Origin of the sequence: Paenibacillus sp. EPM92 (assembly GCF_016586185.1) — a bacterium.
GTDB lineage: Bacteria > Bacillota > Bacilli > Paenibacillales > NBRC-103111 > Paenibacillus_G > Paenibacillus_G validus.
This window is the reverse complement of record NZ_BCPS01000067.1, coordinates 15,710-37,049: the sequence shown is the minus strand read 5'-3', so window position 1 is coordinate 37,049 and position 21,340 is coordinate 15,710. Positions and strand designations below refer to the sequence as shown.

Below are 21,340 nucleotides of genomic sequence, written 5' to 3'. Positions count from 1 at the left end.
AAAGACGACTCTCACACTCATGCTTCGTCCTGCTCCGAATCTTCAGGCGTTCGATACATCGACTCCGCCAAGTCCGTATACAAAATCCCGTCCAAGTGATCCACTTCATGCTGAATGCAGCGGGCGAGCAGCTCCCTGCCTTCAATTACGATTTCTTCGCCGTTGCGGTTCAAGCCTTTCACCTTCACGCGCTCAGCCCGGCGCACGTCCCCGCGAAGTCCGGGAATGCTCAGGCAGCCTTCCGGCCCGAATTGTTCGCCGTCCTTCTCGATAATTTCCGGGTTAATCAGCTCGATCAACCCGTGCTCGTCGCCGACGTCCATCACAATGACACGCTTCAAAATACCGATTTGCGGCGCTGCCAAGCCTACCCCTTCCGCATCGTACATCGTATCGGCCATATCATCCAGTAGCTTATGAATGTTGGGTGTAATTTTCGGCACCGGCTTGCTTTTTTCCCGCAGAACGGGGTCCGGATCTTTCACGATGATTTTAATTGCCATAACGTTCAGCACCTTTCTATAGTAAACATGACTTGCTGTTGCTTCTAAGACTTATAGTATGTAGAGCAGCTGCACAAGGTAACGTTAGGAATAAGAGGAACAAGAACACCGTCTGTTTCGAATACGGACTTCTCCGGATCATAGCGGAACTTCCGTACGCTATCTGTTTCAAACGCCGCCCGGTTCCGGAAACAAGCTTGCCAACCTGCAAATAACGAACTCGAGGCTCCGCTATTTCCTCAACAACGCTTGCCGACCCGACGATAAGCGTTCAAGTCGGCTTCTCCTTGCGGCTTACATCAAGATCTGCGGGTCCACATCGATCGAGACGGTCAGCTTGTGCTGCTTCACCGGTTCGTCGAGCACCGAAACCGCTTGCTGCACAAGCTCTTCGATGCGGGAATCTCCCCGATATTTTATCATGCATTGGAATCGATATCTATCTTTGATCCGGGAGATCGGCGAAGCGACGGGGCCCAAGACCTCAAACTCCGTCGAGTCTTTCGGCAAAGCGACCGCGAGCGCCTTCAACCGTCCGGCCAGCGCTTCCCCGGAACGAATCAGCAGCTGCACCTGTTCGTGAGACAGCGTAATCAGCACCAGCTGATGAAACGGCGGGTAATGGTGAAGCTTGCGCATCAGCATTTCCTTGCGCATGAAGCCCAAATAATCGTGACGGCTGGCGCTGACGATGCTGTAATGCTCCGGTGTGTACGTCTGCACGAACACCTCGCCCGGCAGCTGGTGGCGTCCGGCCCGGCCCGCTACCTGCGTCAGCAGCTGGAACGTCCGTTCGGCCGCGCGAAAATCCGGCAGATTCAGCACCGAATCGGCGGCCAGCGCTCCGACCAGGGTCACATCGGGAAAATCAAGCCCCTTGGCCACCATCTGCGTGCCGAGCAGCACATCCGCCTGGCGGTTGCGGAACATCGTCAGCCACTTCTCGTGCGAGCCTTTCTCCGTCGTCGTATCGACGTCCATCCGGATGACCCGGATGCCGGGAAACAGCTTGCCGAGCTCCTCTTCCACCCGCTGTGTCCCGGTACCGAAATGGCGGATATGCTCGCTCCCGCAATCCGGACAGACGGACAGCTCCCGCTCCGCATAGCCGCAATAATGGCAGCGGACGGCGCGCGAGCTCTGATGGTACGTGAGTGAAATGTCGCAATGCGGACACTGCGCCACATACCCGCACGTGCGGCACATGACGAACGTCGCATACCCGCGGCGGTTCAGCAATAAAACGATCTGTTCTTTCTTGTGTAACCGTACTTCGATCGCTTTATACAACGCGCGGCTGAACATCGAGCGATTGCCGTTCTTGAGCTCCTCCCGCATATCGACGATATGCACCGGAGGCAGCGGACGGCCTTCCACCCGGCTTGCCATCGACAACAGCTCGAAGCGCGGCCGGTCCTCCGTGGCCAGCCGTTCTGCCTCAACGCTGGTGCGGTACATGCTCTCCAGCGACGGCGTCGCCGAACCGAGCACAACCGATGCCCCATGCTCGCGCGCGCGGGCGATCGCCACGTCGCGCGCATGGTACTTCGGGCTCTCTTCCTGCTTATAGGTCGATTCGTGTTCTTCATCGATAATAATGAGGCCGAGCTTCGTAAAAGGCGCGAATACCGCCGATCTTGCGCCGATCACGACACGCACCTCGCGGCGTACGATTTTGCGCCACTCGTCATAACGCTCCCCATGCGACAAACGGCTGTGCAGCACGGCGACTTGGTGGCCGAACCGGCCCTTGAACCGCTCCACCATTTGCGGCGTCAGCGAGATTTCGGGCACGAGCACGATCGCTTCGCGTCCCTGATCCAGACACGTCTGGATGGACTGCAGGTATACTTCCGTCTTGCCGCTTCCGGTTACGCCGTGCAGCAGAAAGATGCGCCGCTCCCGGGCCAGCACCGCCCGGCGAATCCGGTCGTACACGTCCTGCTGTTCAGGCGTCAACGGCAGCGGCGTCGTCGGCTTGAAGGTGCGGGACCCATAAGGATCCCGCCGCACCTCCACTTCCTCGAGCCGCAGCCAACCGCGCTCCACCAAGCCTTTGACCGCCGATGCCGTAATATGCAGCTTGGTCTGCAAATCCGTCAGCTTCACGGGCTCCGGTACCGGCTGCTCGCGAAAAAAACGCAGCACCTCGTGCTGCTTCGCCGCGCGCGCCGGCAGCTCCGCGATCCACGCATCCAGCTGCGACGGATCGTCCGGCGGGAACACGGTCAGCGCCTTCTTCACCGTCATCCGGTCTTTGACCATCTGCCGTTCGACAAGAACGCCTTCCTCCAACAGCTGCTTGATCCGCCCGCCGGCTTCGGGAAATTTCGCAAGCAGCGACTCGAGCTCAACGCTCTCCTGCTTGCGGACGTAATCGACGATCATACGATGCTCGGGAAACAGCATCGCTGCGGTCTCTGCACGTTTGCTCTCCTCCGCGACCGCCACGTGACGCTCGTATTTCGCCTTCAACGCGCCGGGAATCATCGCCTGCAAGGCGACAATTTCATGGCACACATACGTACGGCCGATCCAGCGGGCAAGCTTGACGAGCTCCGGCGTAAGCGGCGGCGTAACGTCGAGCACCTGCTTGATCGGCTTCAGCTTGCTTACGTCGATATCGGATCCGTTCTGCAGCTCGACCACGAACCCCTGCACCGTACGCGGGCCGAACGGGACGCCGACCCGGCTGCCGACGGCCACGAGCTCGAGCAGCGGCTCCGGCACCACATAGTCGAACGCGCGATTCGTCGGCTTGGCCGGGACATCGACTATCACTTTGGCGATCATGCGCCCGTTGCATCCCCCTTCGTCAGACGGTCGGCGATCAGACTGAGCAGCCGCGATGCGACCTCCCGCTTACCCAGCATCGGCAGCGCTTCGACCAAGCCGCTCGCATCGAAGATGCGCACGATGTTCGTATCGGTGCCGAAGCCGGCCCCTTCCAGCGTCACGTCGTTCGCGACAAGCAGATCGCACCGTTTCCGTTGCAGCTTGTCCATCGCGAACTTCTCCAGATCCCGGGTTTCGGCCGCAAAACCGACGACGAGCTGCTTCGTTTTCCGTTCGCCGACAAGCTGCAGAATGTCCGGATTTTTGACCAGCCTCATCGTCATTTCGTCTTCCGTCTTTTTGAGTTTATGTTCATACTGCTCGGCCGGCCGATAATCGGCGACCGCCGCCGCTTTGATGATCACATCCTGATCGTCCATCCGGGACAATACCGCATCGCGCATCTCCAGTGTCGATTCCGCCTGAACGAGCGTCACGCCCGGCGGGACCGGAACCGAAACCTTGCCCGACACAAGCGTGACGTCCGCTCCCATACGAGCCGCCGCCTCGGCGATCGCGTACCCCATTTTGCCCGAGGAATCGTTGCTGATGTAGCGAACCGGATCGATGCGTTCCAGCGTTGCGCCAGCCGTGATCAGCACCCGCTTCCCCTTCAACCGTCCGTCTTCGGCAAAATGCTGCTCGATCGCCCGCACGATCTCCTCCGGCTCGGCCAACCGGCCTTTGCCTACATAACCGCACGCCAATTGACCGGTACCCGGTTCGACGAAACGAACGCCGCGGTCCGCCAGCGTCTTCATATTTTGCTGAACGGCCGGATGCGCGTACATATGCACGTTCATTGCCGGTGCGACCAGGACCGGCGCCGTCGTCGCAAGCAGCGTCGTACTGAGCATATCGTCGCCAAGTCCGTGCGCCATTTTGCCAATCACGTTGGCCGTCGCAGGCGCAACGACGAACAGGTCCGCACGGTCGGCGAGATCGATGTGCTGGACGACGGACGCATCCTTCTCGTCGAACGTATCGACTGCCACCTCATGACGCGATAACGTCTGGAACGTCAGCGGCGCCACAAACTTAACGGCCGATGCGGTCATAATGACCCGAACTTCAGCACCCGCCTGCGCCAGCTTGCTGCACAACGCGGCCGCTTTATAAGCGGCGATGCCTCCGCTAACGCCGAGGACGATCGTTTTTCCGTTCAACCCTTTCGACATCCGCCGAATCCCCTCTCCCTTTCTGCGCTAAAAAAATAACAACCACGAAGGGTTGTTTTACTTAATCGTTTCTTTGTTTTGGAGCTTCTCGTACGAAATATGATCTTCGTATATTTCTTCTAGCGCCAGGCCAACAAATTTATGCGAGCGTTTTTGACGAACTTCGCTTTTGGCTCCGTCACGCAGCAAGCGCGCCCGTTTGGCGGCTGCGACGACGAGCGAGTATTTGCTGTCGACTTTATCCAAAAGCCGGTCAATGGAAGGATACAACATGTTATTTTCTCACCTCTTCCATCCAATGTTGAATTTTTGACACCATGCGGTCCTTGCGGCAATGTTCCGCCGTCAAGATGCTGCGAATGCGATGGCAGGCCAAATCGACCTGATCGTTCACGATCGCATAATCGTATTGCTCCATCATCGCGATTTCTTCCAAGGCGACCGACATCCGGTTTCTAATGGATTCTTCCGATTCGGTCCCGCGGCCGACGATGCGGCTTTCCAGTTCAGTCAGCGAAGGAGGCAGCAAAAATATAAATACGCCGTTCGGGAACTTTTGTTTCACCTTCAAGGCGCCCTGCACTTCGATTTCCAGAATGATGTCTTTCCCGCTGTTCAACGTATCTTCCACGAATTTGCGAGGGGTTCCGTAGAAATTACCGACGTACTCGGCCCATTCCAGCATTTGGTCCTGTTCGATCAACTGCTGAAAGTGTTCCCTCGACTTAAAAAATAATTCACCCCGTCGACTTCGCCCTCTCTGGGCGAACGCGTCGTAGCCGATACCGAATAAACGATGTCCGGCGCACAGGCGCGAAGCGCTTTGCATACGGTGCCCTTGCCTACGCCGGATGGTCCGGACAGGACAATCAAAATCCCTTTGTCCGAAGGGGAAACACTTACATTACTCGTCATGATCATCGTCCTTATTGGAAAGTCGGTGTGCCACCGTTTCCGGCTGGACGGCGGACAAGATCACATGATCGCTGTCGGTAATAATCACAGCACGGGTACGGCGACCGTAGGTCGCATCGATCAGCATATGGCGGTCTCGCGCTTCTTGGATAATCCGTTTGATCGGCGCCGATTCCGGGCTGACGATGGAAATGATTCGATTCGCGGAAACAATGTTCCCGAAACCGATATTGATAAGTTTGATCGCCATTGAATGGTTCCCCCTGGTTCTTTGCTTCCCTCGGCGTTTCGGTCGCGAGCGGAAAAGAAAGAATGATAGTCCGAATTTACTCGATATTTTGAATCTGCTCGCGTATTTTCTCGAGTTCCGCTTTCATATCCACGACGACGGCGGCAAGACCCGCATGACTCGCTTTCGAGCCGACGGTATTGACTTCCCGGTTCATTTCTTGAACGAGAAAATCGAGCTTGCGACCGACGGGCTCCGTTTCGCTCAGCAGCTTGCGGAATTGCTCCGCGTGGCTTTTCAGCCTGATCAATTCTTCATCGATGCTCGCGCGATCCGCGAACAGTGCCACTTCCATAGCCAGACGCGTTTCGTCCAGCTCCGTCTGCTGCAGCATATCCTGAATGCGGCTCCTAAGCTTGACGGCATATTCTTGAATGATCTGAGGTGCAAGCCGGGCGGCGTGCTGCCGGAACCGTTCGATGGCTTCCAAGCGACTGTGAATATCCCCCAGCAAAAAATTCCCTTCCCGCTCCCGCATGGAAACAAGCTCGGAGACGGCGGCATTGGCGCAAGCAGCGATTTCGTATTCAAGCGACTCCTCATCGAGATCCGGTTTGTCGCGGAACGACACAATCCCCGGCAAGCCCAGCACCTCGCGCAGCGTGAGCTCGCCCGTAAGCGAGAGCTTCTCGCGGAGCGCCTCGGCCGCATGGCGGTAGCTTTGCGCCAGCGCCCAATCGATATCGACCTCGAGCGGCGCCTCACGGTCCCGTTCGACCGTAACGAACGCGTCGACGCGTCCCCGCTTCACTCGCTGTTGGATCGCCTGCTTCACCGTATTCTCATAACGGGCAAACTCGCGCGGAAGGCGAACCGCCACTTCGCAGTATCGATGGTTCACCGATTTGAGGTCGATCTGCATCCGAAATCCGGCGATGGAACGCTCAGCTTGTCCGAAACCGGTCATACTCGTCACCATGGCAGTCACATCCGTTACCCTATTTTAATTCATTTTGCAAGTGGGGACAAGTGGAAATCCCTGCGGCCCGCCTTCTCCCACACGTACTGCGTCAGCTCTACGGTCATCTCGTAAGCCATGAACGGCGTCATCAAGTAAATGCCGTTAAACCGCGAAATCGCCACGTCAAGCAGTTCTTTGGCGATTTGCACCCCCATCGCGCGTCCTTCCTCGCCCTTCAACCCGTTCATGCGCCGGCGCACATCGTCGGATAATTGAATGCCGGGCACCTCATTGTGCAGGTACTCCGCATTGCCTCCGCTGGCGAGCGGCATGATGCCAAGGAAGATCGGAATGTTCAGATGACGCGTCGCTTGATAGATGCTCTCGATCAGTTCGGCGTTGTACACGGGCTGCGTCATGATGTAGTCGGCGCCCGCCTCGATTTTGCGTTCGAGGCGCTGCACGGCTTTGTCCAAGTATTTGACATTCGGATTGAAGGCGGCCCCGACGATGAAGTTCGCTTTCTTCTTTAACGGCTTCCCGGAGAAAGCAACCCCTTCATTCAGCTGTTTGATCATACGAATGATCTCGAACGAAGTCAAATCGTACACCGAGCTGGAGCCGGGCAAATCGCCGAATTTCGCCGGATCGCCGGTGACCGCGAGCACGTGGTCGATGCCCAGCGCATGCAGCCCCATCATATGCGACTGCGTACCGATCATATTGCGGTCGCGGCATGCGATGTGAATAAGCGGCCGAATCCCGACGCGTTCCTGCACGATCGAACCGAGCGCCAGATTGCTCATCCGCGTCACGGCTAGCGAATTGTCGGCCATCGTCAGCGCGTCGACGCCGACTTCCTTCAAAGCGGCCGCGCCCTGCATAAACTTCGCGATATCCAAATCGCGAGGCGGGTCGAGTTCTACGATAACCGTCGGCCGTTCCTTGACGAGATCGACAATCGTCGGCTCCGCGGGTGGCGGCTCCGTGATCGCGATACCGCGCACCTTCTGCCATTCACTCGTCGCAAAGACGCCGGCTTCGCCGCTTATCCCCCGTGTCTGCGCCCCGCTCTCGTTCGGCATGTAGCCTTCCAGAGCGGCGGCGATGGCGGCGATATGCTCCGGCGTCGTGCCGCAGCAACCGCCGACAATGCGTGCGCCGAGATCGGCGAATTTACGGGCGGACTCGCCGAAATAGGACGGCGTTGCGGCGAACGTATACCGGCCGTCCACGTAATCGGCCAGTCCCGCGTTCGGGAACACCGAGAACGGCGGCTTCTCGTCCATGCCGCTCGCCTGTTCGAGGGAGCGCAGGAGACCGTTCGGGCCGCTGCGGCAGTTGAAGCCGACGACGTCTGCGCCAGCCGCGAGCAGCTTCGAGAAAGCCTCGGGCATCGGCACCCCGTCCATCGTCGCGCCGACGCCTTCGGTCGTAAACTGGCAAATGACCGGCAGAGAGCTGACTTTGCGAATCAGCTTCAGCGCAAGCATCATTTCCTCCAAATCGAAAAACGTTTCAAGCAGCAGCCCGTCCACGCCCGCATCGACCAGCACCTCGATCTGCTGGCGCAAATCTTCCTTGACCTTGGCGGTACGGACGTTCTTCCGTTTGCCTGCGCGAATCGAACCGACAGCCCCGACGACATAGGCATCGTCCCCGACCGCTTGACGCGCCAGCTTCACGCCGGCCCGGTTAATCGCCTCGACTTCTCCCTCCAGACCGAACTTCGACAGCTTCTCGCGGTTTGCGGAGAAAGTATTCGTCTCGATCAACCGCGCGCCCGCTTCATAATATCGCCGATGGACGTCCCGAATGACGTCGGGCTTGAGCAAATTCAATTCCTCGTAGGAGATGCCGACGGGAAAGCCCATTTGATATAAATAGGTGCCCATCGCCCCATCTCCGACCAGCACGCCACGGCGCAGCGCTTCTCTCAAATCCGGTTTCACTCGCGGCCTCCCCTTTCTTGCTTCTTATATAAGTGACGGGAGCGTTCCCGTATACACCGTCTCGGCAGGACCGGTCATGTACACGCGGTTGTCCGTCTCGTTCCATTCGATCAGCAGCTCGCCGCCCTTCAGAGCGACAATGCCCTTCCGGTCCATTTTGCCGTTCAACACGCCGGCAACGAGTGTCGCGCAGGCGCCTGTCCCGCAGGCCAGCGTAGGACCGGCGCCTCGTTCCCAGACGCGCATATCCGCATAGTCCCGGCTTTTGACCGTAGCGAACTCGACGTTGATGCGGCGCGGAAACAGCGGGTGCGTTTCCAGCTTCGGCCCCCATGCGGCCAAGTCGAAACGGACCGCGTCCTCCACGAAAATGACGCAGTGCGGATTGCCCATCGACACGGCGGTAAACGTGAATTCACGGCCGTCTACCGCGACCGGATGCTCCAGCACCGGCTCGGCGTCGACCGTCGTCGGCACCTGCAAGCCGGCGAGTACCGGCTCGCCCATATCGACGCGCACCCGGGTCACCCGTCCGTTCTCCACCTGGAGCTGGACGACTTGCGGCCCGGCGCCGATCGTCTCGATCGTCAGCTCGGTTTGCCCCGCATCGACAAGCCCGTTGTCGTAAATGTACTTCGCCGCGCAGCGGATCGCATTGCCGCATTGTTCGGCCTCCGAGCCATCGGAATTGATAATGCGCATCATATAGTCAGCACGGTTGGACGGCAGCACGAACACGAGTCCGTCGGCCCCGATCCCGAAATGGCGGTCGCACAAGCGGACAGCCAGCTCGGAAGCGTCGGCGGGAAGCGTCTCCGTATTGGAAAAAACGATGAAATCGTTGCCCAATCCGTGCATTTTCGTGAAATTCATAGCGAAAACTCCCATTTTTACGGTTTATCCCCTACTATAGCGTAAAAAAGTGACGCTGCAAAGCGGTTCCGCAAAATTTTACCGCATCGCTCCAAAAAAAGCAACGGCCTTAGCCCCTGCTTCGCTGCAGGCGGCTCGGGCCGCATGTTTAGAGATTCTTATCGGACGACGGGCTTCATCGGGTTGCGCCCTTTGGGCAGCGTCGTCTGTTTGCGTTTGGACGTGCTGAGCAAGCTGCCCAGCCCCATAAGGAACGTCGGAATACCCGCGAACACGAGCACAAGCCCCCAATCGACGAGACCGAGCGGCACCGTCTTGAAGATTGGCTGCAGCGCGTCGACGTAAAGCACCGGGAACATCAGCAGCAGCGAAGACGCCACCGCCAGCACGAGCCAAACGTTCTGGAGCGGGTTGCGATGGAAAATCGAGCGCGAGCTGCGGCAATCAAACACGTGAATCAACTGAGCCATAACCAGCGTAACGAACGCCACGGTCTGCGCTTTCATGAGCGCGTTCGGGCTATCGGCGCCCTGTTTCAGCGTAATGTAGAATGCCGCCAGCGTACAAAGCCCGATCAAGATTCCGCGGCTGACGATTTTCCAGCCGAGCCGGCGGGCGAAGATGTTTTCTTTGGCCGAACGCGGCTTTTGCTGCATCAAATCTCTCTCTGCCTGGTCGACGCCAAGCGCCATCGCCGGCAGCCCGTCCGTCACCAGGTTCACCCACAAAATTTGAATCGGCACGAGCGGCAGCGGCAGGCCGGCCATCATCGCGAGGAACATCGTCATAATTTCGCCTACATTCGACGCCAGCAGGTATCGGATGAATTTACGGATGTTCTCGTAAATGCCCCGGCCTTCCTCAATCGCCGCCACGATCGTCGCGAAGTTGTCGTCGGACAAGACGAGCGACGACGCTTCTTTGGAGACGTCCGTGCCGCTGATGCCCATCGCAATGCCGATATCGGCCGCCTTGATCGCAGGCGCGTCGTTGACCCCGTCGCCGGTCATCGCAACCGTGTGGCCTTGGCGCTGCAGCGACTTGACGATGCGCAGCTTATGCTCCGGCGATACGCGCGCGTACACGAACACGTCGTTCACCCGCTTATCCAGCTCGTCGTCGCTCATGGCGGCAAGCTGTTGGCCGTTCAAGGCCAGCCCGTCCTGCTGCAAAATGCCGAGCTGCTTCGCAATCGCCTCCGCCGTCGTCTGATGGTCGCCGGTGATCATGACCGTCTTGATGCCGGCGCGGCGGCACTTCACGATCGCGTCGCGCACCTCGCGGCGAGGAGGATCGATCATGCCGGTCAGACCGATGAACACGAGCTGACTCTCGACGGTCGACTCATCAAGATTCCGCTCCGTCGCTTTCAAATCGCGGTACGCAAGACCGAGCACGCGCAGCGCGTTTTTGGCCATGCCCTCGGCTGCGGCGAGCACCTTTTGCTTCAGCGTCGAGGTGAACGGAATGACTTTATCGTCCCACAGCACATAGGCGCATTGCTGAACGAGCAAATCCGGCGCTCCTTTCGTGCATGCCATCCGTCCGCCTTGATGCTCGACGATCACGGACATCCGCTTCCGCTCGGAATCGAACGGAAGCTCAAGCGTGCGCCGGTACAGCCCGTCGAGCGCTTGTTTCGTAAGACCCGCTTTTGCTCCGAGCACGGTCAGCGCGCCTTCCGTCGGGTCGCCTTTAATCGCCCAGACGCCGCTCCGCTCGGTCGCCTCCTTCTTCTTCTTCGTTTCGTTCGCTTCTTCATATAGCATGGCGTTATTGCACAGCACGGCGACCTGGAGCAGACGACGGAGCATCTGATTGTCGCGCAGGTCGGCGGGCTTGCCCCGGTTCATGATGCTCCCGTTCGGCTCGTACCCGTCGCCCGTCACCTCCAGCACCTCGCCGCCCAGCCACAGGTGCGTCACGGACATTTTGTTCTGTGTCAGCGTGCCGGTCTTATCCGAGCAAATCACCGACGCGCAGCCGAGCGTCTCGACCGACGGCAGCTTGCGGACGATCGCCTTGCGCTGAATCATCCGCTGCACGCCGAGCGCGAGCGCGATCGTGACGATCGCCGGCAGCCCTTCGGGAATCGCAGCGACCGCCAGGCTGACGCCCGCGAGAAACATGCCGTAAGGCTCTTGGCCGTGTACAATCCCCGCGACGACGACAAGCACCGTCAGCGCCAGCGCGACGATGATCAATATTTTACCGAGCTGCTCGAGCCGATGCTGCAGCGGCGTTTCCATGGCATCGGTATTCTGGATAAGATCGGCGATCTTGCCCATCTCCGTCTGCATGCCGGTGCGTACGACAACCCCTCTGGCCGTTCCCCGGGTGACCATCGTTCCCATGAAACCGAGGTTGCGCTGATCGCCTAGCGGAATATCGTCCTGCGTCAGCGGGGATGTATGCTTGGCCACCGGCACGGACTCTCCGGTTAGAGCCGATTCCTCGATGTAAGTGCCGAACGTTTCGATGAAACGAATGTCGGCCGGCACCCGGTCTCCGCTTTCGAGCAGCACGAGATCGCCGGGCACGAGATCGCGGGCCGGAATCAGCTCGAGCTTGCCCGCTCTTACCACCTTGGCGTTCGGGGCCGACAGTTCCTTCAGCGCGCGCAGCGAACGCTCCGCCCGAAACTCCTGGGCAAAGCCGAGAATGCCGTTCATAATGATGATCGCAATGATCGTAATGGCATCCAAATACTCCCCGAGCAATCCGGAAACAAGCGTGGCTCCTACCAGCACAAGCACCATAAAATCTTTAAATTGATTCAGGAACAACGTGATCGGCGAGATGCTCTGACCTTCGGCCAGCTCGTTCTTGCCCTGCGAGCCGAGCCGCTTGTCCGCCTCCTCCCAGCTCAAGCCTTGTGAGGGCTCTGTTCCCGACGACTGCAAGATCTCCTCGGCCGTCCATTGATACCACGGTTTCTGACTCATCTGCTCATTCCCTCCCATAAGGTTGTCTAGGGTAAATGTATTCAGACAAGCCGCAAATTAGCACGTTTTCCTGCAGCTGCAAAAAGACCTTAAGTTTTTGATGAAAATATGGCATGATAGGGGGTAGCGTTTAAAACTTAGCCTACGTTTGCCCGCAACGCGTGTCCGGTCCGGCTGGTAAGCCTGGCCGCGCCGCAGCGGCAAACACGATTGGAGTTGTTCCCTCATGTCTTTTGACGGTCTCGTTACACACGGGCTCGTAAGCGAGCTGCAAAGCCTCCTGCCCGCCCGTATCAATAAAGTGCAAATGCCCTCCGCGAACGATATCGTGATGCAGCTTCGCGCCGGAGGCAAAAATACGAAGCTTCTGTTATCGGCCAGCCCGACCTATCCGCGTGTACACGTTACGGAGGAAAGCTTCTTGAATCCACTCGAAGCGCCGATGTTCTGCATGCTGCTGCGCAAGCATTGCGAGAACGGCATCATTGAAGCGATCGATCAGCCGGGCATGGAGCGCGTCATCCGCTTCCACATCCGGCAGCGCGACGAGCTCGGCGACCTGTCCTTGAAGACGATCGTCGTGGAAATTATGGGCCGCCATAGCAACATTATTTTGCTAGACCCGGCGACCGGCACGATTCTGGACGGCATTCATCACGTCACACCGGCGATCAGCAGCTACCGGATCGTCATGCCCGGCGTACGTTACACAGCTCCGCCGGAGCAGCACAAGACGCTGCCGCTCGGCCTGAGTGCGGACGCATTCGAGCAGCAGCTCGGCGATACGGCCGCCGGGCTGCTGGAAGCCGGCGGGGAATACGGCGCCCGGCTGTGGGAGCAAGCGATCGTACAGCGCTTTAGCGGCATCAGCCCGCTTGTGGCGCGCGAGCTCGCATACCGCGCCTTCGGCGGCGCCTTTGACCCGGAGCTTGACGCGGCCTCAGCCGTACGCAAGCTGTGGGAGCCGTTCCATGAGCTCATCGGCAAGCTGGAGCGAAGGCAGCTGACGCCTGTCATAACCGAGCATCCGTCGTCGGGAAAGAGCTACTTCTCCATCCTCGAACTGACGCATATCGGCGGCGGCATGCGCCGATTCGATTCGATAAGCGCCTGCCTGGAAGCCTATTACAGCGATAAAGCCGAGCGGGATACGGTCAAGCAGCGGGTCAGCGACCTGTTCCGCTTACTGACGAACGAGCGGACCAAGAACGTGAAGAAGCTGGAGAAACTGGAGGAAACGCTGCAGGACGCGCAGCAGGCCGATCGTTTCCGGATTCTCGGCGAGCTGCTGACCGCCTCCATGCATCAGATCCGCAAAGGCGACAGCCGTATCGAAGTGATTAACTACTACGATGAAGAACAGCGTCCGATCGAAATCGAGCTGGACCCGCTGCTGTCACCGTCTGAAAATACCCAGCGGTACTTCAAAAAATATACGAAAGCCAAAAACAGCCTAAGCGTCGTGAAGGAGCAAATGCAGCAGGCGCACGAGGAAATCGCCTATCTGGACAATTTGCTGCAGCAGCTTACGAGCGCGAGCCTCTCCGATATCGAGGAAATCCGCGAGGAACTGACAGAACAAGGTTACTTGCGCGACCGCGGCAAGAAGGGCAAGCGCAAGAAGGCAAACGCCAGGCCGCAGCTCGCCTGCTACACATCCAGCGAAGGCATTGCTCTTTATGTGGGCAAGAACAATACGCAGAACGAGTACTTGACCAACCGGCTCGCCGGACCCGGCGATACGTGGCTGCATACGAAGGATATTCCCGGCTCTCACGTTGTCATTCGCAGCGCGGAATTCGGCGACGCCACGCTGCTCGAAGCGGCGCAGCTCGCCGCGTATTACAGCCAAGCGAAGGAATCCAGCGGAGTGCCGGTCGATTATACGCTGGTCAAGCACGTCCGTAAACCGAGCGGCGCCAAGCCCGGCTTCGTCATCTACGATCATCAGAAGACGCTGTTCGTCACACCGGACCCCGAACGGATTAAACAGCTGCCCTTTACCGTGAAATAACGTTCGCCGCCGGGAGAACGACATAAAGACCGCCGGTCCCTTGATGAAGCAGCAAGGACATGCTGCATTCCGGGACAGGCGGTCTTTTTCGTATTATGAGGTCAGCCAGAAACTTCTGGTTGGCCTATTTCCTTAGGTGCATTACGATGGCGGTAGCCGGGAGAACGTGGGCTTTTTTGGGGTTCGACCCCGTCAAAAAAACTGTTCTCCCACTGCCCCCAATGACCATGTTTGAGCTGGTTGAGGCTATGACCTCGCATCACAAGCGAAGCTATGGGTTTGGAACCATCGTGGGAGTGCCGGCGGACTATAATTCAGGAGGATGAAATGGAACCGGTTGTAGGTTTGGATGTATCGAAAGGGACAAGTATGATCCAAGCATTTCTTAAGCGTAATGAGGCCTATGGAAAATCGGAATCCATAAGGCACACAGAATTGGGATTTAGGCGACTTGGGGAAGTGCTGATCGAGCTCAGAGAACGTACGGGAGAAGAACCGGTTGTCATTCTGGAGGCGACGGGCCATTATCACCGTGTCGTGGTGGCGTATTTGACAACAAGCGGAATCAAACATATCATCGTCAATCCGCTTCTGTCCAAACGTGCGAAGAGCGCACAACTTCGAAAGGTGAAGACGGATGCGGCGGACGCTTGGCACTTGGCCGAGATGTATTACCGCGGCGATGTGCACCCGCATCGAAGCTGGAACGAGAATTATACGGAACTTCAGCATGTAACCCGACAGCACGAATTCGTCACCTCGCTTTATGTTCAGGCGAAGCTCAATATGCGGGCGCTGCTGGATCAGGTGTTTCCTTCCTATGAGGAAGTGTTCTACGATCTCTACTCAGTCACGGCTCTAAAGGCTCTGCAGGCTTGCTTGTCTGGTCAGACGCAAGAATTGGATGAACTCATCCGTCAGGTTGCCGGGAAGTCGCATTCCGAATCCTGGATAGGTACGAAAACAGAGCGGTTGGGTAAGATCCTGCAAGTGTGGTCAAGGGAGAAGAAGAGCGCCGCTCAAATTCAGATGCTGTCGAGTATGGTTTCGTTACTTCTCACCATGCGGGAACAGCTCCAAACGATTGAAGAACAGATGGATCGGCTAGCGGAATTACTGCCGGAAGTCGAACTCATAAAGAGTATTCCGGGGATAGGGGATAAACTGGCAGCAGCCATAGTGTCGGAAATCGGAGACGCAAGCCAATTCGGAGATGCTAAGCAGCTTGTAGCATTTGCGGGGCTGGATCCTGGTGTGTACAGCTCCGGACAATTTACGGCCTCTAGCAACCGAATAACAAAGCGGGGCTCAAAACGCTTGCGTAGAGCCTTGTATATGGCAGCTCAATGCGGATTAAGGCGCGGCACGAACCCGAGGCTAAAGGCTTACTATGATAAGAAAAGACTAGAGGGCAAGCCCTACAAGGTGACGGTGATTGCTTGCGCCAACAAGCTATTGCATCACATTTACGCCATCTTGAATAAGAGCCAGCCCTACCACGCATAAACCATATTTAACCAAAAACCTCCACGCCAATGGAGGTTATTTGGCATGCTCAGAAAATTATATCAGCAATTCGATTCTAAGCCAAGATCTCAGAGCTTGACAAACATTAGCTGGTTTTTTTGCGCTTCACCCGCTTCCCCCACATATAGGAAGGCTGGTACGCTTTCCCTTGCGCCAAAAAAGATCTGCTGGGTCTTGTATTGGAAGAAAATCAGGAGATCGTCGGCAGCTGAATGACAACGGCCGTTCCGACATTTTCTTTGCTCGTAATTACCATCACGCCTTGATGGTTTTCAATAATTTTATAGCTGACCATCAGACCCAGGCCGGTCCCATTGCTTTTCGTCGTGTAGAACGGTTCTCCGAGACGCGCAAGCTTCTTTTCGGGAATACCGCAGCCATGATCGATAAACCCGATGTTCACCATACCGTCTGCTGCAAGGCGCGCGCGCACAATTAATTGTCCGCCGTCCGGCATCGCCTCGACGCCGTTCTTCACCACATTAATGAATACCTGCTTTAATTGGTTTTCCACACAACTGATGAGCGGCAGCGGATCGTCGATTTCATTGACGATTTCGACATTCGTAATGATCGCCTGCGTATCAAGCAGCATGATCACATCGTTCAGAATGGAGGAGACCGACTTCGGCAAATAATCGACCGCCTGCGGCTTCGCGAGCACGAGGAGCTCGCTGACGATTTGCTCGATCCGCTCCAGCTCGGCGGACATGATCGATAAATAACTATCGTTATGAGCCCCCGAACGGAGCAGCTTGGTGAACCCTTTCAGCGCGGTAAGAGGGTTGCGGATTTCATGGGCGATGCCCGCTGCCAGCTGGCCGACGGCCGAAAGCATTTCCGACTTGCGCAGCAATTCTTCCGTATGTCTCCGCTCGGACATATCTTCAGCGATTTTCAGATAATGAATCGTCTGTCCTTCGCTATCTTTGATCGGCAAAAACTTGACCGATTCCCAGTAAGTCAATCCGTTCCTGCTGTGGCTCTCCAGCTCGCCCTTCCACTCTTGACCCTCCGACAGCAGGCTCCAAATTTCCGTGAACGGCACGCTGGAACCTTCCCAATGCTGCAGTTCTCGAATGTGCCCGCCTATGGCGTCGGCCGGCTCGAATCCGGTCACTTCCGTGAATTTCGGATTGACGTATTCGATGGTCCCGTCCAAACCGGCAATGACGGTAATCGACGGGCTTTGTTCAATGGCGTACGACAGCTTCAGCATTTCGATATTGGCGCTCTTCAGCTCGGTAATATCGACAAAAGTAAGCACGATTCCTTTAATAACATTGTCGCTCGTCCGATACGGCAGCACGCGCATGCTGTACCATTTGCCGCCTTGGTTCTGGATCTCCCGCTCTTCGGGCACTAACGTTCGGAGCACTCGCTTCGCGTCTTCCACGAAGCCGTTATAGCGGAAGTTGTGCGAGATGTGCGCGAGCGGCCGGCCGCAGTCGGCATCCAGCAAATTGATCTCCTGAGCGATCACTGGCGTGAACCGGCGAATGCACATATTCCGGTCCAGAAAAATGGTGCCGATCCTTGTGCTGACCAGAAAGTTATCCATATCATTGTTCAAATCGGTCAGTTCTAAAATTTTGTACTGATATTCGAGGTTGACCGTCACCAGTTCCTCGTTGACGGACTGCAGCTCTTCGTTCGTGCTCATCAGCTCTTCATTGGCGGCCACCAGCTCTTCATTGGTCGCCTGCAGCTCTTCGTTCGACGTTTCCAGCTCCTCGATCGTAGCCTGCAGCGACTCTTCGGCCCGCTGCAGCTCCTGCTCGAGCTCCACCATACGCTGGTTTACGTTATTTTCAATATCGAACGATTCGACGACGCGTACCTGCGGCGACTGCTGCTGCGCCGACTCCTCGAACGAAACGAGCACGAGCTTGTCGAACTTTTTATTGGTCAACGAGAACGGCTTGACTATCAGGTTAATGTACGGCGAATGCTCCGAATTGTTGACCTTGATGTCTTTGTAATAAATAGCGCGCCGTTCCCTGCGTACCTTCTGGATCGCCGTAACGATCGCCACCGACAAATGCGCCTCCACCATCTTATAGATGTTCCAGCTCGGCTTTCCGCGCGCAAGCGCCAAGTACGGATTGATGTTGCCGCTCAAGTGCAGCACTTCGTTGTTCTCGTCGATAACCATGCATGGTGGCAAATGTTCATCGACGAACGTCGTGTACAAATCGTCCGTTTTTTTGCAGCCGTGAACCTCTTTCGAGAGCGGAACCCACCTCTGTGCCATCTGATGAATCTTCGGGATATGCGCAGAACCGTTCATTCCGGGAACTCCGGCCGCAGCTTTATTCGAGTTGATGCTGTGCTGCTGAAATATGTTCCATTTACGCTCGAACGGCGTGAACAAATTCGCCAGTCGTCCGAGCGTTTCACTTGGCCCGAGGAACAGATAACCGTTCGGATTCAAAGCAGCATGGAATAAAGAGATGAGCTTCTGCTGCATGTCCGATTGCAAGTAAATCAGCATGTTGCGGCATGTGATCAAGTCCAAATTATGAAATGGAGGATCTTTGATCATGTTGTGAGACACAAACACAACCATGTTGCGGATTTCTTTGTTGATCTGGTGCATATCGCCGATTTGCGTAAAATACGTCTTGCGAAGCCGCTTGGAGACGCCCTTCATGGCAGCTTCCGGATACACGCCATGTCCCGCGAAATCAATCGAGTCTTGATCCAGATCGGTTGCGAAAATTTTTACCGAGAACGATTGCCCGGTCTTCGCCATATGCTGGTGAAACAATATCGCCAGCGAGTACGCCTCTTCTCCGGTCGAGCAGCCGGCCGCCCATATTCGGATTTGCCGCTCGCTTTGCTTGCTTTCCAAGATCGCGGGAATCACTTTGTGCTGCAGCGCCTCGAACGCTTGTGCATCGCGAAAAAAGCGCGTAACGCCGATCAGCAGGTCCTTGACGAGCGAACCGAGCTCGTTCTCGTCGTTCTGCAGCAGCTGCAAATAATCGGCCTGCTTGTTCATGCCGATCATGCTCATTCGACGCTCCATGCGACGGAAGATGCTGTTCTGCTTGTAGTGCGAAAAATCGATGCCTCTGGACATGTTCAGCAATTCGAAAACGCGCTGCATCGTTTGCTCGTCCCAACCGACGATAGATGGCAGCGCTTCGTCCCCCGGCATATCCCTTTCTTTCTCATGATCGACGACCGCCCGACCCAACAAGTAATTGGCTATCGCGCTCGGCGCAAGCACGTGGTCGACGCAGCCGGTCGATCGGGCGCTATTCGGCATCCCGTCGAATTTCGCCGACTTCTCGTCCTGCACGATAACCAGACCCCCGTGCTCCTTGATCGCCTCCGCACCGCGCGTGCCGTCGCTTCCCGTGCCGGACAAAATGACGCCGACCGCTTGGGTGCCCACATCCATGGCCAGCGAAGTCAGAAACATGTCGATCGGCAGATAAAGACCGGCCGATTGCAAATAACCGGTCACTTGCAGCTTTCGGTTTTTGATCGTAATCGCTTTGCGCGGCGGAATCAAATAGACGCAGTTCGGCTTCACCTCCATTTGATTCTCCGCTTCGTATATGCGCATCCGAGTGTTCTTGGCCAAAATCTCCGCCATGAAACTCTTGTAATTCGGTGAAAGATGCTGAATGACCACAAAAGACAAGCCACTGTCCGCTACCATATGATCGAAGAAGTGCTGCAGCGCCTCCAGACCGCCTGCAGAGGCGCCAATTCCTACGATATAACCGCCAGCAGCAGGCTGCTTCCGTCTTTCTTGTATCGCTGGTTTATCACTCATTCACCTCAACCTCATTTCATTCGGCGTTGTTCCGCACACCGTTGTCCAGTCTATTATATCAAAATGGGTACTCTGCATCAAAATCCCTATTTACCCAACAAATACCTTTTTTCGGTCCTACTCCCCATGCAGGCGAAGATGTTGCACGACGGCGCTTCCGCCAGATGGCTGCAAAATGTGCACGACCTGCAGCGCAAATAAGCCCGGGGCTGACAAGCTCCCGGGCTTTGCTTTATTAACTTTCGTATACGCGCACCGCTTCATTGGCGAACTAGCGCCGTGCTGTCCGGCTGAATCACGATCTCCGGACGACCTACGCCGATATACCGGATGCCGCGCTTCGCCATTTGGACCGGATCGAAGCAGTTGCGGCCGTCGATCACGACCGGCCTGGCGAGCCTTGCCTTTACTTCCTCAAGGTCCAGCGTCCGTACGGCGCTCCATTCCGTCGTAACGACCATCGCATCGGCGCCGGTTAACGCTTCGTAGGGGTCGCTGACGTAAACCGCGCCGTCCAAACTCAGAACATCCGCCGCAAGCTCAGCGGCGACGGGGTCATATGCGCGTACGCGAAAGCCGCGTTCCACCAGCATGCTTAAGATATCGAGCGCCGGTGCGTCGCGCAGATCATCGGTCTCCGGCTTGAACGTCAAGCCCATCAGCGCTACCGTGCAGGGGCCTCCCAGCGTCTGCTCGATCTTATCTGCGAACCTCTCCCGCTGGCGGCGGTTCACCTCGATGACCGACCGCAATATAAGAAAATCGTAATCGACATGCTCCGCCAAGCGGAGCTGCGCTTTCGTATCCTTCGGAAAGCAGGAGCCGCCGTACCCGATGCCCGCCTGCAGAAAGTGCGGTCCGATGCGCCGGTCCATCCCCATCCCTTTGGAGACGAGGTCGATGTCGGCGCCCACCTTCTCGCATACGTTTGCCATCTCGTTAATGAACGAGATTTTGGCTGCCAGGAAGGCATTGGACGCATATTTGATCAGCTCGGCGCTCTCTCGGTCCGTGTACAGCACCGGTGCACCGAAGGACGCATGGAGCGCGGCAATTCGTTCCGCCGCGTCCCGGCGGTCCGCGCCGATGACGATCCGGTCAGGTTGCAGCGTATCCCGAATTGCCGAACCCTCCCGCAGAAACTCCGGATTAGACACGACATCGAACGCCAGAGGCTTGCGTAAAGCTGTCTCAATCCATCCTTCCACGAGCCGCGACGTGCCGACCGGCACCGTGCTTTTCATCACAATGAGCTTTGGCGCGTCCATCGCCTCCGCAATTTCAGTAACGGCTGCCTGGACTTGGCTTAGATCGACCTCGCCGTTCGGGAGCGTCGGAGTGCCGACAGCCAGAAACACGATATCCGATTGACGCACCGCGTGCTTCAGATCGGTCGTAAAGGCCAGTCGCCCGCCTTGCAGATGCCGCTGCACCATTTCATCCAGGCCCGGTTCATAGATCGGAATATGACCGCTTTGCAGGAGCTGTATTTTCTCCTCCGCCCGATCCACGCCAATGACGAAATGCCCGGCTTCTGCATAACAGGTGCCGGAGACGAGTCCGACATACCCGGTTCCTACCACTGCAATCCGTTCGAACATAAACGCCTCCCGATTCC

The 21,340-nt window shown here is 57.0% G+C and carries 13 protein-coding genes and 1 pseudogene; 2 read left to right on the top strand and 12 right to left on the bottom strand.

What is annotated here, in order from left to right; genetic code table 11:
- Positions 1-17 precede the first annotated feature (17 nt).
- The 10 genes and pseudogenes from def to JMF85_RS14680 all read right to left on the bottom strand — a co-directional run bounded on the left by def (position 18) and on the right by JMF85_RS14680 (position 12,391).
- Positions 18-503, bottom strand: coding sequence for a peptide deformylase (gene def / locus JMF85_RS14725; protein ID WP_127608470.1), 486 nt, complete (start codon positions 501-503; stop codon positions 18-20).
- Between the two features lie 294 nt (positions 504-797).
- Positions 798-3,296, bottom strand: coding sequence for a primosomal protein N' (priA, locus tag JMF85_RS14720; protein ID WP_201318437.1), 2,499 nt, complete (start codon positions 3,294-3,296; stop codon positions 798-800).
- Complete coding sequence (gene coaBC / locus JMF85_RS14715) at positions 3,293-4,516, bottom strand: bifunctional phosphopantothenoylcysteine decarboxylase/phosphopantothenate--cysteine ligase CoaBC (RefSeq protein ID WP_155615688.1); 1,224 nt, start codon at positions 4,514-4,516, stop codon at positions 3,293-3,295. The genes priA and coaBC overlap by 4 nt, the downstream gene beginning before the upstream one ends.
- Before the next feature lie 57 nt (positions 4,517-4,573).
- Positions 4,574-4,789, bottom strand: coding sequence for a DNA-directed RNA polymerase subunit omega (rpoZ, locus tag JMF85_RS14710; protein ID WP_054798758.1), 216 nt, complete (start codon positions 4,787-4,789; stop codon positions 4,574-4,576).
- A gap of 1 nt (position 4,790) precedes the next feature.
- Positions 4,791-5,431 (bottom strand): annotated as a pseudogene (gmk, locus tag JMF85_RS14705) (guanylate kinase).
- Positions 5,421-5,681: an extracellular matrix/biofilm regulator RemA gene (remA, locus tag JMF85_RS14700; protein ID WP_009672664.1), complete on the bottom strand. Its 261-nt coding sequence runs from the start codon at positions 5,679-5,681 to the stop codon at positions 5,421-5,423. The pseudogene gmk and the gene remA overlap by 11 nt, the downstream one beginning before the upstream one ends.
- A gap of 76 nt (positions 5,682-5,757) precedes the next feature.
- The gene (locus tag JMF85_RS14695; RefSeq protein WP_201318436.1) at positions 5,758-6,639 is read right to left on the bottom strand and encodes a YicC/YloC family endoribonuclease; all 882 of its coding nucleotides are present in this window, start codon (positions 6,637-6,639) and stop codon (positions 5,758-5,760) included.
- A gap of 29 nt (positions 6,640-6,668) precedes the next feature.
- Complete coding sequence (locus JMF85_RS14690) at positions 6,669-8,573, bottom strand: bifunctional homocysteine S-methyltransferase/methylenetetrahydrofolate reductase (protein WP_141333709.1); 1,905 nt, start codon at positions 8,571-8,573, stop codon at positions 6,669-6,671.
- A gap of 24 nt (positions 8,574-8,597) precedes the next feature.
- Positions 8,598-9,446: a diaminopimelate epimerase gene (gene dapF / locus JMF85_RS14685; RefSeq protein ID WP_155615689.1), complete on the bottom strand. Its 849-nt coding sequence runs from the start codon at positions 9,444-9,446 to the stop codon at positions 8,598-8,600.
- A 158-nt stretch (positions 9,447-9,604) separates the two neighbouring features.
- Positions 9,605-12,391 carry a calcium-translocating P-type ATPase, SERCA-type gene (locus JMF85_RS14680; protein ID WP_201318435.1) on the bottom strand — a complete coding sequence of 929 codons (2,787 nt, stop codon included), beginning with the start codon at positions 12,389-12,391 and terminating at the stop codon, positions 9,605-9,607.
- Between the two features lie 226 nt (positions 12,392-12,617).
- Here JMF85_RS14680 and JMF85_RS14675 point away from each other — a divergent pair, with 226 nt between their 5' ends.
- Both JMF85_RS14675 and JMF85_RS14670 read left to right on the top strand, forming a co-directional pair.
- The gene (locus JMF85_RS14675) at positions 12,618-14,405 is read left to right on the top strand and encodes an Rqc2 family fibronectin-binding protein (RefSeq protein ID WP_127608477.1); all 1,788 of its coding nucleotides are present in this window, start codon (positions 12,618-12,620) and stop codon (positions 14,403-14,405) included.
- A 327-nt stretch (positions 14,406-14,732) separates the two neighbouring features.
- The gene (locus tag JMF85_RS14670) at positions 14,733-15,911 is read left to right on the top strand and encodes an IS110 family RNA-guided transposase (RefSeq protein WP_201318434.1); all 1,179 of its coding nucleotides are present in this window, start codon (positions 14,733-14,735) and stop codon (positions 15,909-15,911) included.
- A gap of 211 nt (positions 15,912-16,122) precedes the next feature.
- On the opposite strand, the gene JMF85_RS14665 is transcribed toward JMF85_RS14670, so the two are convergent.
- Together JMF85_RS14665 and JMF85_RS14660 are read right to left on the bottom strand one after the other, a co-directional pair.
- Positions 16,123-19,722 (bottom strand): CheR family methyltransferase, encoded by a 3,600-nt coding sequence (locus JMF85_RS14665; protein ID WP_201318433.1) that lies wholly within the window; start codon positions 19,720-19,722, stop codon positions 16,123-16,125.
- 260 nt (positions 19,723-19,982) lie between these two features.
- On the bottom strand, positions 19,983-21,323 hold the full coding sequence (locus JMF85_RS14660) for a UDP-glucose dehydrogenase family protein (protein ID WP_201318432.1): 1,341 nt from the start codon (positions 21,321-21,323) through the stop codon (positions 19,983-19,985).
- Positions 21,324-21,340: the final 17 nt, after the last annotated feature.